This is a genomic window from Microbulbifer mangrovi (assembly GCF_002009015.1).
Classification (GTDB): domain Bacteria; phylum Pseudomonadota; class Gammaproteobacteria; order Pseudomonadales; family Cellvibrionaceae; genus Microbulbifer; species Microbulbifer mangrovi.
On the sequence record NZ_LZDE01000303.1, the window covers coordinates 18,407 to 32,014 of the forward strand.

The window sequence follows — 13,608 nt, forward strand, 5'->3', positions numbered from 1 at the left end:
AGATGGAACATTTTATTTCTCTGATCATTCGCGCCGTTTTCGTTGAAAACATGGCGCTGGCCTTCTTCCTCGGGATGTGTACCTTCCTCGCGGTATCCAAGAAGGTCGAAGCGGCGGTTGGTCTCGGTGTTGCGGTTGTCGTAGTACTGACCATCACCGTTCCGGTTAACAACCTGATTTACACCTACCTGCTGAAAGACGGTGCGCTGGCCTGGGCCGGTTACCCGGACGTGGACCTGAGCTTCCTCGGCCTGCTGTCTTACATCGGCGTTATTGCGGCACTGGTACAGATCCTGGAGATGTTCCTGGATAAATATGTACCGGCGCTCTACAACGCCCTGGGTGTATTCCTGCCGCTGATTACCGTGAACTGCGCCATCATGGGTGCGTCTCTGTTCATGGTGGAGCGCGAATACAATTTTGGTGAAAGTGTTGCTTATGGCTTCGGTGCCGGCCTCGGCTGGGCGCTGGCGATTACCGCTCTGGCGGGCATTCGCGAACGCATGAAGTACAGCGATGTACCGAATGGTCTGAAAGGCCTGGGTATCACCTTCATTACCGTTGGTCTCATGTCGCTGGGCTTCATGTCCTTCGGCGGCATCGATATCTAAGCGGGGAGGTCGAATAGAATGGAATTAACGGATATTTATTTTGGCGTAGGCATGTTCACCGTGATCGTGATCGCGCTGGTAGCCATTATTCTGGTTGCCCGCTCGCGTCTGGTGAACACCGGTGACGTCAACATCGTGGTCAACGGTGAGAAAACCCTCACCGTACCGGCTGGCGGCAAACTGCTGCAGACCCTGGCTGCGAACAACCTGTTCCTCGCCTCCGCCTGTGGTGGCGGTGGCTCCTGTGCGCAGTGTGTATGTGTGGTTGAAGAGGGTGGCGGCGACATGCTGCCGACCGAAGCCGCGCACTTCACTCCGCGTGAAGCGAAAGAAGGCAAGCGTCTTTCCTGTCAGGTTGCTGTAAAGCAGGACATGAAAATCGATGTGCCGGAAGAAGTGTTTGGTGTTAAGCAGTGGGAATGCACTGTGGAATCCAACCCGAACGTGGCCACCTTCATTAAAGAGCTGACCCTGAAGCTCCCGGAAGGTGAGAACGTCGACTTCCGTGCGGGCGGTTACGTCCAGCTGGAAGCGCCGCCCCACCATGTGAAATTCTCCGATTTCGATATCGAAGAAGAGTACCGCGGTGACTGGGAGCACTTTGGCTTCTTCAAGCTGGAGTCCAAGGTAACCGAGCCTGTGGTTCGCGCCTACTCCATGGCGAACTACCCGGAAGAGAAGGGCGTTGTTAAGTTCAACATCCGTATCGCGACCCCGCCGCCGCGTACCGAAGGTATTCCGCCGGGCCAGATGTCTTCCTACGTCTTCAACCTGAAGCCAGGCGACAAGATGCGCGTTTACGGTCCCTTCGGTGAGTTCTTCGCCAAGGATACCGATAACGAGATGGTCTTCATCGGTGGTGGTGCCGGTATGGCGCCGATGCGTTCGCACATCTTCGACCAGCTCAAGCGTCTGCACTCCACGCGTAAGATCAGCTTCTGGTACGGCGCGCGTTCCCTGCGCGAGATGTTCTACGAGGACGACTACAACGGTCTTCAGGATGAGTTCGACAACTTCAAGTGGCACATCGCACTGTCGGATCCGCAGCCGGAAGACAACTGGGAAGGCTACACAGGCTTCATCCACAACGTGGTGTATGAAAACTATCTGAAGGACCACCCGGCGCCAGAAGACTGTGAGTACTACATGTGTGGGCCGCCCATGATGAACGCGGCGGTGATCAACATGCTGAAAGACCTGGGCGTAGAGGATGAAAACATCCTGCTCGACGACTTCGGTGGCTGATCACGCATGATTGGACGTGACAATACATCCACGAAAACAGGGCCGCTCTATTCGGCCCTGTTTTTGTATGTGAAGAATGGCTTTTCCGCTGGCGCACGCCTGTTTGGTTTAGGTGTCGCGTTGCTGATCGTATGCAGTCTGACTGCGTGTTCTCCGGAAAAGCAGACCTGGAAGCTGACTGGCCCCACCATGGGAACCGCCTACCACATCACTGTGGTGGATGTGCCCACCGGTGTTGTGCAGGCAGAATTACAACAAGCGATCGATGCCGAGCTGGACGCGGTCAACCAGGAAATGTCCACCTACATCCCGGACTCCGAGTTGATGCGATTCAACGGGGCTCCCGTCGGTGAGGCGGTTGTGGTTTCACCGCATCTTGCCGAGGTAGTAGGGCGTGCCCTGGATATTTACCGGCACAGTGACGGCGCCTTTGATGTGACCGTCGGTCCGCTAGTAAACCTGTGGGGATTCGGTCCCAAGCCAGAGCCGGAAACCATCCCGGGGGATGCCGAGATTGCGGCATTGCTCGCGGTAATCGGTTCAGATGCGCTGGTTCTCGATGGCCCGAACCTCACCAGGACCCGTCCGGTACAGATCGATCTCTCTGCCATCGCCAAGGGACACGGTGTGGATCGCGTTGCAGACCTGCTGGCCTCCCGGGGCATCGCCAATTATCTGGTGGAAGTTGGCGGCGAGCTACGTACGGCCGGTGCAAACCCCAGGGGCAAGCCCTGGAGTATCGGCATCGAGCGCCCGTCCGCGGGCCAGGTGGTGCAGAAGCCGATCGAAGTCAGCGGCAAAGCGGTGGCGACTTCCGGTGACTACCGCAACTACTACGAGCGCGACGGCAAGCGATACGCGCATACCATTGATCCGCGCACCGGGCGCCCGGTGGAGCACCGGCTGGCCTCGGTCACCGTGATTGCCGATACCTGTGCCGAAGCGGATGGCTATGCCACGGCGCTGAATGTGATCGGTGCCGAAGAAGCGTTAAAATTGGCAGAGCAGCAGCAATTGGCGGTGTTCCTGCTGGTAAAAACCGATTCCGGGTTTGAAGAGCGCTCCAGTAGCGCTTTCCAACCTTATCTTGAAAGTCAGGGGAGGTAACCGTGACTATTTTCATTTTGGCGTTCATTATTATGGTTCTGATCGTGGCCGGTATGGCCCTCGGGGCTATCGTCCAGAACAAGCCACTGAAAGGCTCCTGTGGTGGCCTGAACAAGATCGGTATGAAAAAAGACTGCGATATTTGCGGTGGTGACGACGACGAATGCGAAAAAGAGCAGGAGCGTCAGCGCCAGGCGGCATTGGCAAATACAGCAGCGCAATCTGATCTCGCATACGATGCGACCAGCAAGCAGAACAAACAGTCTTGAGTTAACCAAGCCTGATTCAACCATAAAAGCAAAGACAGTAATTCAATGGCAGATTCCAAGTACGATTTGGTGGTAATCGGCTCTGGCCCGGCGGGGGAGGCTGCGGCCATGAGCGCGGCCAAAAAGGGCCTGCGTGCAGCGGTAATTGAACGGAGTTCGGCGGTGGGTGGCAACTGCACCCACAAGGGCACCATTCCCTCCAAGGCGCTGCGTCATTCTGTAAAGCAACTGATGCGTTACAACACCCAGAGCGTGTTCCGCGCCCTCGGTGAGCCGCGTCGGCTGACCTTCCCGCAGGTCATGCAGACGGTGAACAAGGTCATTTCCTACCAGGTGGAAATGCACACCAGTTTTTATGCGCGCAATCGCGTCGATCTGATCGTGGGCGATGCCAGCTTCAAGGACGCCAACAGCGTCGAGGTGCAGCTCGCAGACGGTGCCAAGGAAATCATCACCTCGGAAAAGTTTGTCGTTGCCACCGGCTCGCGCCCGTATCGTCCGGCCGACGTGGATTTCGATCATCCGCGCGTCTATGACAGTGATACCATTCTGGATATGGAGCACACGCCCCAGGCCATCATCATTTACGGTGCGGGTGTAATCGGTTGTGAATACGCCTCTATCTTTGCCGCGCTCGGCATGAAAGTGGATCTGATCAATAGCCGGAATCATCTGCTCGAATTCCTCGACGACGAGATCTCCGATGCGCTGAGCTATCACCTGCGGGATATGGGCGTTACCGTGCGCCACCGCGAGGAATACGCGAAAGTGATCGGCACCGATCGCGGCGTGACCATGGAAATGCAATCCGGCAAGCGGATTTCTGCCGACGCGCTGCTGTGGTGTAACGGCCGTTCCGGTAATACCGGCTCGCTGGGGCTGGAAAACATCGGCCTCGAAGCCAACCACCGCGGCCAGCTGGCCGTCGATGATCACTACTGCACCGCCGTGGAAAATATTTTCGCTGTGGGTGACGTGATCGGCTGGCCGAGCCTCGCCAGTGCGTCTTACGACCAGGGCAGGGCAGTAGCGGCTGCGATTGTTGGCCGCGGTCACCGGGTGATCGAAGATGCGCCCACCGGTATTTACACCCTGCCGGAAATTTCTTCCGTGGGTAAAACCGAGACCGAACTGACCAATGCCAAGGTGCCGTACGAAGTAGGGCGCGCACTGTTCAAGCACACCGCGCGCGCGCAGATTTCCGGCGAGCGCGTGGGCATGCTGAAAATCCTGTTCCACATCGAGACCCGCGAGATTCTCGGCATCCACTGCTTCGGTGCAGAGGCCGCGGAAATCGTGCATATCGGCCAGGCGATCATGAAGCAGCCGGCGCCGAACAACTCGATCGACTTCTTCGTGAACACCACCTTCAACTATCCGACCATGGCCGAGGCGTATCGCAGTGCGGCGCTGGATGGTCTTAACCGGATTACACGCCTGTGACAGAGCCCTCTTATTCCGAGTTCTGTGAGCTGATACGGGGAGTCTTTGAGGAGGTTCCCTTTGTCCGCGAAGTCGGACTCAAACTGAGTGCGGTGGATTTTGAGCAGCAGACTCTGTCAGCCACCTTTGAACGCAAGCCAACCCTGATTGGCAACCATTACCACAATATCCTGCACGGCGGTGTGATTGCCACGGCGCTGGATCAGGTGGGTGGTTTTACCGCAATGGTGGCGGCTTACCAGCGTATGGGTGGTGCCATCGACTGGGAGGAAAAGTTGCAGAGATTGATGCGCCTGGGCACCGTGGACATGCGGGTGGATTACCTGAAGCCCGGCCGCGGTGAGCACTTTGTATGCAGCGGTTCCATTCTGCGGGTCGGTAACAAGCTGGTGGTTTCGCGGATGGAGTTACACAACGAGAGCGAAGAGTTGATCGCTACCGGTACCGCTACTTTCCTGTATTGAGCAGGATTGCGAGGCGGGGCAGGGCGGGTCCAAACACGGCCCGCCCAGTCTTTTCTTAGCCCCGGTGTTTCTTCACCGTATGCAGGGCAACATCCCACTCAAAATACACGTAAAACTCCGGGTACTCCCAGCGGGTAATTGCCGGTTCGCCGACCGGGCCCTGAATGCCCAGCGGTTCGCCCAGACGTGCAGTCACTTCGTCCTTCTTGAGCCCGCGTACTTTCTCCACGTAGGTGTCGCTGCTTTGCGATCCCACAGGGACTTCGAGGGTCTCAGCGTGGAGGCTGGTAGAGGCAGTGGCAGACAGGGCAAGGCAGGCAGCGCCAGCCAGTGCGGGGATCTGTTTGCGGAGTCTGCTGAACATGGGTGCTTCTCCGAATTATGTTGTTCTGAATGACGGCCATTAAAGCAGATATTGTGCCCAAACATGCGGATTTCTTCACGTTTTTCCTGCCGCGTGGGCCCTTGAAGGCATGCCCGGCCCGGTGAGGCCCCGGGGCTAGCAGCGCCGGGTAGGGCGGTACCGCTGTGCTAGGCTGCAATGAGATTGACTCTTTGGACAGTCACACATGCAATGGCGACGCTTTTTCTCCACAGCGGGCCTGCTGGTCGGCACTCTCTTCTTTGCGCTTTCCCTCACGCCCTCGCTGATTCCCCGCGAGGGGCTGGTGCAGGGCGTGATTTCCGGTGTCGCCATGGCGGCCGGCTACGGCATAGGCGTGTTGCTGGTGTGGCTGTGGCACTACTTTGAACTGCCTACCGTCGGTGCAAGAGCCGCCCGGCTTTTGCGCTGGTTCGCCGCCGGATTCTGTATTTTTCTCGCGCTGGCTTTCCTGTGGCAGGCGACGCAGTGGCAGAACTCGGTGCGCGCGCTGATGGGGTTGGAGGAAGTTTCGGGAGTGCGCCCCATTACGGTTGCCCTGGTAACCGCCCTGGTGTTCCTGCTGTTTCTCGGACTGGGCAAACTGTTCAAGCGCCTGTTCGGGTTTGTGTCCGGCAAGCTGGCACATCGCGTGCCTCGGCGGATTGCCGGGATCCTCGGGCTCGTTGCCGCCTTCGGGCTGTTCTGGATGGCGATTAGTGACGTAGTGCTGACCGCAGCGCTGCATAAGGTGGACGGTATTTACCAGCGGCTCGACGCCGGAATCGAGCCGAGCATGAAAGTGCCGTCAGATCCGCTCAAGGCCGGCAGTTCTGCCTCGCTTATTTCCTGGAAGGACATGGGGCATCAGGGGCGCCGCTATCTGGCGCTCGGGCCAACCGCCAAGGATATTGCCGAAGTCACCGGCACTGCCAAAGATCCTATCCGGGTATACGCCGGACTCAACGCGGCTGATACCCCCGATGAGCGCGCGCGGCTGGCGCTGGAAGAACTCAAGCGGGTAGGGGGCTTTGAACGCTCCGTACTGATACTGATCACCCCCACTGGCACCGGGTGGGTGGACCCGGGCGCCATCAACTCTGTGGAGTACCTGTTTGCTGGCGATATCGCCAGTGTGGCAGCGCAGTATTCTTACCTGCCGAGCCCGATTTCACTGATGACCGAGGACGCCTACGGCCGGGAGTCGGCGGAGGCGCTGTTCCGCAGTGTTTACGGCTACTGGAGTGCGTTGCCTAAGGATACGCGGCCCGATCTCTACCTGTTCGGGCTCAGCCTGGGCGCGCTGAATTCCGACCGTTCCTTTGATTTCTACGACATCATCGACGATCCATTTCACGGCGCCTTGTGGACGGGGCCACCGTTTCGCAGTGATACCTGGCGCGAGGTCACCGCCAAGCGCGACCAGGGCTCTCCCGCCTGGTTGCCCGAGTTCCAGGGCGGCGCGGTGGTCCGCTTTGGCAACCACTTTGGCGGCTACGACAAGGGGCGCCTGCCCTGGGGAAGGTTCCGCCTCGCATACCTGCAACACGGCAGTGATCCCATCGTGTTTTTTGATCCCGCGGCACTCTGGCGCAGACCAGCGTGGATGCAGCAGCCACGGGCGCAAGATGTTTCACCGGATCTAAAGTGGTATCCGGTGGTCACCATGTTGCAGCTGGCGATGGATATGCACGCCGGTATTGCGCCCATGGGGTACGGGCACAGTTACGCGCCTGCGGACTACGTGCGGGCGTGGCAGCGCCTTACCGAGGTTGAGGGTTGGGATGCGCAGAAGTTGAAGCTGCTCAACGAAAAGTTGCTGAAACGGAATCCGAAATGATTGCTGCGGTCCAAGTGGTCAACAGTTGCGCGAGATGTGCGTAAATCCTTGGATTTCTTGGCGTTTTTCCGCTTAAATCAACCCATGATAAAACCAGTTCCTCTCTATATCGGCCTGCGCTACGTGGCCGCCCGCCGTCGGCAGCAGTTTATTTCCTTTATCAACGGATTCTCCCTGTTGGGTATGGCGCTGGGCGTGCTGGCGTTGATTGTCGTCACCTCGGTGATGAACGGTTTTGACCGGGAGCTGAAAACCCGGATTCTGTCCGTGGTGCCACACGGTTTCGTGATCAACGACGACGGGCTCGAGGATTGGCAGGGCGCGGCGGAGAAAGTGCGCCAGCAACCTCATGTGATCGCAGCCAGTCCCTTCGTGCGCGGTTTCGCGCTGGTCGGCGCCAATAACCAGTCCCACGGGGTTGAGTTCCAGGGCGTGGATCCGGTTGCCCTGCGCGAGGTGTCCGCCGTCGGCGAACATATGCTGATGGGCAGTCTGGATGCCCTGGCATCCCGCAGTTACAACATCGTTCTCGGGCGTATTCTCGCCCGCCAGCTGGGGGTTATTCCCGGCGATTCCGTCATCCTCACCTTGCCCGAAGTCACCATTACCCCGGCGGGTATCTTCCCGCGCACCAAGCGGTTTACCGTTGCCGGCGTGTTTTCTGTGGGTGCCCAGGTGGATCAGAATATGGCGCTGATGCATCTGGATGATGCGGCGCGCCTGTTGCGCATGCCCGGCAAGGTGCAGGGCCTGCAGCTCAAGTTCGACGATATGAACAACGCGCTCGGCCGGGTAGAGGGCTACGCCAGTGCCCTGGGTGAAGGTTTCGAAGGTGAGGACTGGAGTCACTCCCAGGGCAGCCTGTTCCAGGCGGTGAAAATGGAAAAGACCGTCGTCACCCTGATGCTGATGATCATCGTCGCCGTGGCGGCGTTCAACATTGTTTCCGCCCTGGTATTGATGGTGGCAGACAAGCGCTCGGATATTGCGGTGTTGCGCACCCTCGGCCTCACTTCCCGCCAGATCATGGCGGTGTTTGTGGTGCAGGGCAGTGCCATCGGTATTATCGGTGCGCTGATCGGCGGTTTGCTCGGCACGCTGATCGCGCTGAACCTGACCGACCTGGTGTCGTGGATCGAGAGTGTGGTGGGCGCGCAGATTTTTGATCCGCGGGTGTTCTTTGTCAGTTTCCTGCCATCGGAATTCCGCACCGGGGATGCGGTTATGGTGTTGAGTGCCGCAGTCATCATGAGCCTGCTGGCCACACTGTTCCCCGCCTGGCGCGCCGCGCAGATTGCGCCGGCAGAAGCGCTCCGCTACGAATAAGCAAGACAAAACCGGCGCGGGGCACAGTCCTGCCAGCCAAAAAGGTAAATGAATCATAAGATGAATAGCCAAGTGGAAATAAACCCGGAAGAGTCTCACCCGCAAACCGCAGCGGACGTGGTGTTGGCTTGTCATGCGCTCACCAAAACCTACCGTCAGGGCGCCAACCAGCTGGACGTGCTGCGCGGCGTGGAATTGCAGGTGCCAAAAGGGGAGCGCCTCGCCATTGTCGGTGCGTCCGGTTCCGGCAAATCGACCCTGCTCAACTTGCTCGGCGGGCTGGATACACCCACGAGTGGTGAAGTGTGGGTAGGGGGCAAGAACCTCGCCGCGCTGAACGCCAATGAGCGCGGCTGGCTGCGCAACAGCAGTCTCGGCTTCGTGTACCAGTTCCACCATCTGCTCAACGAATTTACCGCGCTGGAAAACGTCGCCATGCCGCTGCTGATCGGCAAGCGCTCGGTGGCTGAATCCCGCGCTGCCGCACAGGAAATGCTTGAGGCTGTCGGCCTGGGCCAGCGACTGACCCACAAACCCGCGCAACTCTCCGGTGGTGAACGCCAGCGCGTTGCCATCGCCCGCGCGCTGGTGGCGCGTCCGGCTTGTGTATTGATGGACGAACCCACCGGTAACCTCGACCGTTCCACCGCCAAGGAAATCCACAACCTGATGGATCGCCTGAACAGTGAAACCGGCATCAGTTTCGTGATCGTTACCCACGACCCGGATCTCGCCGGCGCACTGGATCGCTGCCTGCACCTGGTAGACGGCGAGCTGGTGGAAGGTTGGCAACAGGGCGACGGAGTCTAGGTCGCATTATGTTTAAGCCATTACCTGCCTTTATCGGCCTGCGTTACGCGGGCGCCCAGCGCAGCGAAGAAAATTCCGCGGGCCTGGTGTCGTTTATCTCCGGACTTTCCATGATCGGCCTGATCCTCGGTGTGGCGCTGATGATCGTGGTGATGTCGGTGATGAACGGTTTCGACCGCGAACTGCGCGAGCGTATTCTCGGCATCATGCCCCACGCCACCCTCTACAACGCCAGCCCGGATATCAACTGGACGCAGGTGCGTGAGCACGTGGCGGCCGCTCCGGGCATTACCGCTGCGGCAGAGGTGTGGCAGGTGAACGGCCTGGCGCGCAATGGTCTGGAAGTTACTCCGCTGCTGGTGCAGGGGGTGAACCCGCAGACCATTGTGAATGTGTCGACAATCGGCGAGTTTTTGCAGCCGGACAGCTTTGCCGCACTCACCAGTGATCCCGCCGAGCCGGGCATCATTCTCGGTAAGGGCATCGCCGACAAGCTGGAGATCGCCGTGGGCGAGCAGCTCTCGGTGATCGTGCCGCAAAACGGCACCAGTGAAACCGCTGGCCGCACTTCTGCGCAGCTGGCCGGATTCCGCGTGGTCGATATCTTCCACTCCGGTACCGCACTGGATCACTCCCTGGCGCTGGTGGATTGGGCGCAGGCCAAGTCCCTGGCGGGTGGCGCCGGCGGTGCCGGGGTGCAGATGCGTATGCAGGATATGCTGGGATCCTTCTCGGTATTCCGGCAGGTCATGGGGCAGATGCCGGAGCAGGGCTACTACGGCAGCGACTGGACCGGAACCCACGGCAACCTGTACCAGGCGATCCAGATGTCTCGCAACCTGGTGAGCCTGCTGGTATTCCTGATCATCGCCATCGCCGCCTTCAACGTGGTTTCCACCCTGGTAATGGTCGTGATCGACAAGCACGGCGATATCGCCATCCTGCGCACCATGGGTGCCAGCACGCGCGAGATTCTGCTGACCTTTGTCAGCCAGGGCGCTCTGGTCGGCTTGATCGGGGTACTTGTGGGCGGGGTGCTCGGGGTCATCGGCTCGCTGCTGGTGACCGATGCCGTATCCGGGCTGGAGTCGCTGTTCGGTATCCAGTTCCTGAAATCCGACGTGTATCCGGTGGACTACCTGCCGTCGGAACTGCAGTGGGGCGATGTGGCACTCGTGGTGGGCGCAGGGTTCCTGCTGAGTCTCATTGCTACCCTGTATCCCGCGCTGCAGGCGAGCCGGGTGCAACCCGCAGCGGCGCTGCGCCAGGACTTCTGATTCTCTTTTGTTAATTGCTTTCGCTGAGTTGGGCCTTGCGCTGTGCTAGCCGGGCCTTCCAGCGTTTCACCACATGCCAGCGCCAGATTGCCTGCATGGCAAAATAGGCCACAGCGGCAAAGAAAATGCCGCAGATCAGGGAGCCGGAAAACAGCGGCAACCAGATTCTGCCCACTTCCTCCGTCAACCACTCCCACGACAGCTCAATCCTGAACGGCATATGCGGTGTGCCCAGCATCCATGCGCCCAGCTTGTAAGTACTGTAGAAAATGGCCGGCATGGTGATCGGGTTGCTGATCCACACCAGCGCCATGGACAGCGGCAGGTTGCAGCGAAACCATAGTGCCAGCACCGCGGCGATCAGCATCTGGCCGGGCAGGGGAAGAAAGCTGGTGAAGATACCCACGGCGAAGGCCACGGATACGGAATGTCGGTTGAGGTGGAACAGGTTGGGGTCGTGCAGCAGGGTGCCGAGAATCTTCAGGCCACTGTTGGCACGCACTTGTTCGGGAGTTGGCAGCCAGCGCCTGATAATACTCTTAGGCATGATTCAAATCTGCTCGATACTCTCGACTGGGTGTTCCGAAATCTGACTTTTAGCCCCAATAGGCACCCTTTAAGGATAGGGTGGCGGGGGTGGAGTGTGACGATACTTGATGGTCGCAGCAGTCAGTGCGGGCGCTATTATGCCCATATCACTTTTTCAAGACTACCATTCTTGCGATCTCGGTTTTAAGACCAGCCCTAAAGGGCCAATCCCGGGCCCGTAAAGCAACGCAAAAGCAGCCGCCAACTATCCTCTCGCTTGCGTTCTCTTCCAATATCTCGCGTGACTATCCAGTCAGTCTCCAGTCGGTCGCAAAATGCCAATGTGTTGACAGAAAATGCGGTTGACGCAGCAAAACTGGCTATTTAAGCTCTCTAACCCTATAAAGTGTCGACAATCTGAAGTCGAGGCCAAAATCAGCAGTCGCTGAATTGCTTGCGAGGCGAGAGAGAATGGAAGGCCAGGTCAGTAAACCAACCGCTACCGATGCCAAGGCTGCGTCCGCCGTTGCAGATTCGGGCAAGGCGGTGCGTGGCTCGCAGAGCCTGGCCGATCGTCTGTTCCTCACCCTGCGCAGCGAAATTGTCGAGGGCCGCATGGCCGCCGGCAGCAAGATCAGCGAGCCCGAGCTGGCGCGTCGCTTTGATGCCAGCCGCGGCAGCCTGCGCGAAGCCCTGATGCGGCTGGAATCCCTCAGCCTGATCGAACGCCGCGTGAACGTCGGCGCAAGGGTGGTGGACCTGACCGAGCGCGGCCTGCTGGAAATCTACGATGTGCGCGAGGCGCTGGAAGGTATGGCCTGCCGCCTGGCCGCCGAGAATCGCTCCGCAGACGACCTCGCCGAGCTCCGCCAGATGCTCGAACGCCACGAGCAGCAGGAAGAGCTGCAGAAGGGCACCGCGTATTTCCAGCCGGAAGGGGACTTCGACTTCCACTTCCGCATCGTGCAGGCCTCCCACAACGACCTGCTGATCGACACCCTGTGTAACAAGCTTTACTACCGCGTGCGCATGTACCGCTATCAGCTGGGCATGGCCAGCCCGCGTGCGCACCGCGCCTTCCGCGAACACAGCCACATCATCGAAGCCATCGAAGCGGGCGATGGTGAACTGGCCGAAATTCTGATGCGCCGCCACATTCGCGCGTCGCGCAGCAATATCGAAAAGAAACTTTCCAAACCTGATTAAAGCCAAAACTAATTACTGAGAGAAAAGGGGCAGTCTATGAGCAGACCAGAATCCGCCGGCGCACGCTTTCGCCAGGCCCTGAACGACAACCAGCCGTTGCAGGTGGTGGGCACCATTAACGCCTACACCGCCATCATGGCCGAGCGCATCGGCCACCAGGCCATCTACCTTTCCGGCGCCGGTGTGGCGAATGCGTCTTACGGCTTGCCGGATCTGGGCATGACCAGCCTCGAGAACGTATTGGAAGACGTGCGCCGCATTACCGCCGCCTCCAGCCTGCCGCTGCTGGTGGATATCGATACCGGCTGGGGTGGCGCTTTCAATATCGCGCGCACCGTGAAAGAAATGATCCGCGCCGGTGCTGCCGCCGTGCATATCGAAGACCAGGTGGCGCAGAAGCGCTGCGGCCACCGCCCGAACAAAGAGATCGTTTCCAAAGAAGAAATGGTCGACCGCATCAAGGCCGCGGTGGACGCGCGTACCGACGACGACTTCTTCATCATGGCGCGTACCGATGCTTTCGCGCAGGAAGGTCTGGAAGCTGCGATTGAACGCGCCCAGGCGTGTATCGAAGCTGGCGCCGACGGCATCTTCGCCGAAGCGGTCACCGAACTGGAACACTACCGCGCGTTCAAAGATGCGTTGAACGTACCGATCCTTGCCAACATTACCGAGTTCGGTAAAACCAAGCTGTACAACAAAGCAGAACTGGCAGAATCCGGCGCTGATATGGTGCTTTACCCGCTGTCTGCCTTCCGTGCCATGAACAAAGCCGCGGAAAACGTCTATACCAGCATTCTGGCAAACGGCGACCAGCAAGCGGTGGTAGACACCATGCAGACCCGCGCGGAACTCTACGACTACCTGAACTACCACGAGTTTGAAGACAAGCTCGACGCCCTGTTCAAGAAGTAAGAGCTCAAAAGGTAAGAGTTCAAAAAGTAATAGAGCTTCATCAAGATCAACCGAACACAAAGCAAAAAATAGGGGAAATAAAGATGGCAGAGAAAAAAGTTGGCGGAGCAGGCCTGCGCGGCCAGGTAGCTGGTAAAACCGCACTTTCCACCGTAGGCGTATCCGGCTCCGGCCTGACCTACTGCGGCTACGACGTAAAAGACCTG

At 58.9% G+C, this 13,608-nt stretch carries 14 protein-coding genes; 12 read left to right on the forward strand and 2 right to left on the reverse strand.

All coding sequences use genetic code 11. The features are described from left to right. Positions 1–2: 2 nt before the first annotated feature. The 6 genes from nqrE to B4U49_RS09230 are packed head-to-tail and all read left to right on the forward strand — an operon-like array spanning position 3 to position 5,139. Positions 3–611 carry an NADH:ubiquinone reductase (Na(+)-transporting) subunit E gene (gene nqrE / locus B4U49_RS09205; RefSeq protein ID WP_078084301.1) on the forward strand — a complete coding sequence of 203 codons (609 nt, stop codon included), beginning with the start codon at positions 3–5 and terminating at the stop codon, positions 609–611. 18 nt (positions 612–629) lie between these two features. Then, entirely contained in the window at positions 630–1,856 is a 1,227-nt protein-coding gene (gene nqrF / locus B4U49_RS09210) for an NADH:ubiquinone reductase (Na(+)-transporting) subunit F (RefSeq protein ID WP_078084302.1), read from the forward strand. A 6-nt stretch (positions 1,857–1,862) separates the two neighbouring features. Further along, positions 1,863–2,963 carry an FAD:protein FMN transferase gene (locus B4U49_RS09215; protein WP_078084303.1) on the forward strand — a complete coding sequence of 367 codons (1,101 nt, stop codon included), beginning with the start codon at positions 1,863–1,865 and terminating at the stop codon, positions 2,961–2,963. Positions 2,964–2,965: 2 nt separating this feature from the next. Then, positions 2,966–3,232 carry a (Na+)-NQR maturation NqrM gene (gene nqrM / locus B4U49_RS09220; protein ID WP_078084304.1) on the forward strand — a complete coding sequence of 89 codons (267 nt, stop codon included), beginning with the start codon at positions 2,966–2,968 and terminating at the stop codon, positions 3,230–3,232. 45 nt (positions 3,233–3,277) lie between these two features. After that, positions 3,278–4,675 carry a Si-specific NAD(P)(+) transhydrogenase gene (gene sthA / locus B4U49_RS09225; protein WP_078084305.1) on the forward strand — a complete coding sequence of 466 codons (1,398 nt, stop codon included), beginning with the start codon at positions 3,278–3,280 and terminating at the stop codon, positions 4,673–4,675. Then, positions 4,672–5,139, forward strand: coding sequence for a thioesterase family protein (locus B4U49_RS09230; RefSeq protein ID WP_078084306.1), 468 nt, complete (start codon positions 4,672–4,674; stop codon positions 5,137–5,139). The genes sthA and B4U49_RS09230 overlap by 4 nt, the downstream gene beginning before the upstream one ends. Positions 5,140–5,194: 55 nt before the next feature. Here B4U49_RS09230 and B4U49_RS09235 read toward each other — a convergent pair whose 3' ends face one another. After that, positions 5,195–5,503 (reverse strand): hypothetical protein, encoded by a 309-nt coding sequence (locus B4U49_RS09235; RefSeq protein WP_078084307.1) that lies wholly within the window; start codon positions 5,501–5,503, stop codon positions 5,195–5,197. A gap of 205 nt (positions 5,504–5,708) precedes the next feature. On the opposite strand from B4U49_RS09235, the gene B4U49_RS09240 reads away from it, so the two are divergent. From B4U49_RS09240 to B4U49_RS09255, 4 genes are all read left to right on the forward strand, one after another. Further along, on the forward strand, positions 5,709–7,340 hold the full coding sequence (locus B4U49_RS09240) for an alpha/beta hydrolase (protein ID WP_078084308.1): 1,632 nt from the start codon (positions 5,709–5,711) through the stop codon (positions 7,338–7,340). 84 nt (positions 7,341–7,424) lie between these two features. After that, on the forward strand, positions 7,425–8,666 hold the full coding sequence (locus B4U49_RS09245; RefSeq protein WP_078084309.1) for a lipoprotein-releasing ABC transporter permease subunit: 1,242 nt from the start codon (positions 7,425–7,427) through the stop codon (positions 8,664–8,666). A 60-nt stretch (positions 8,667–8,726) separates the two neighbouring features. Continuing rightward, positions 8,727–9,476, forward strand: a complete 750-nt coding sequence (lolD, locus tag B4U49_RS09250; RefSeq protein WP_078084316.1) for a lipoprotein-releasing ABC transporter ATP-binding protein LolD — start codon at positions 8,727–8,729, stop codon at positions 9,474–9,476. An 8-nt stretch (positions 9,477–9,484) separates the two neighbouring features. Beyond that, positions 9,485–10,753: a lipoprotein-releasing ABC transporter permease subunit gene (locus tag B4U49_RS09255; RefSeq protein ID WP_078084310.1), complete on the forward strand. Its 1,269-nt coding sequence runs from the start codon at positions 9,485–9,487 to the stop codon at positions 10,751–10,753. Positions 10,754–10,763: 10 nt separating this feature from the next. Here the strand turns inward: B4U49_RS09255 and B4U49_RS09260 are convergent, their stop codons facing one another. Next, positions 10,764–11,300, reverse strand: a complete 537-nt coding sequence (locus tag B4U49_RS09260; RefSeq protein ID WP_078084311.1) for a DUF2062 domain-containing protein — start codon at positions 11,298–11,300, stop codon at positions 10,764–10,766. Positions 11,301–11,752: 452 nt separating this feature from the next. On the opposite strand from B4U49_RS09260, the gene B4U49_RS09265 reads away from it, so the two are divergent. Together B4U49_RS09265 and prpB are read left to right on the forward strand one after the other, a co-directional pair. Beyond that, positions 11,753–12,487, forward strand: a complete 735-nt coding sequence (locus B4U49_RS09265) for a GntR family transcriptional regulator (RefSeq protein ID WP_078084312.1) — start codon at positions 11,753–11,755, stop codon at positions 12,485–12,487. Between the two features lie 36 nt (positions 12,488–12,523). After that, complete coding sequence (gene prpB / locus B4U49_RS09270; protein WP_078084313.1) at positions 12,524–13,402, forward strand: methylisocitrate lyase; 879 nt, start codon at positions 12,524–12,526, stop codon at positions 13,400–13,402. Positions 13,403–13,608: the final 206 nt, after the last annotated feature.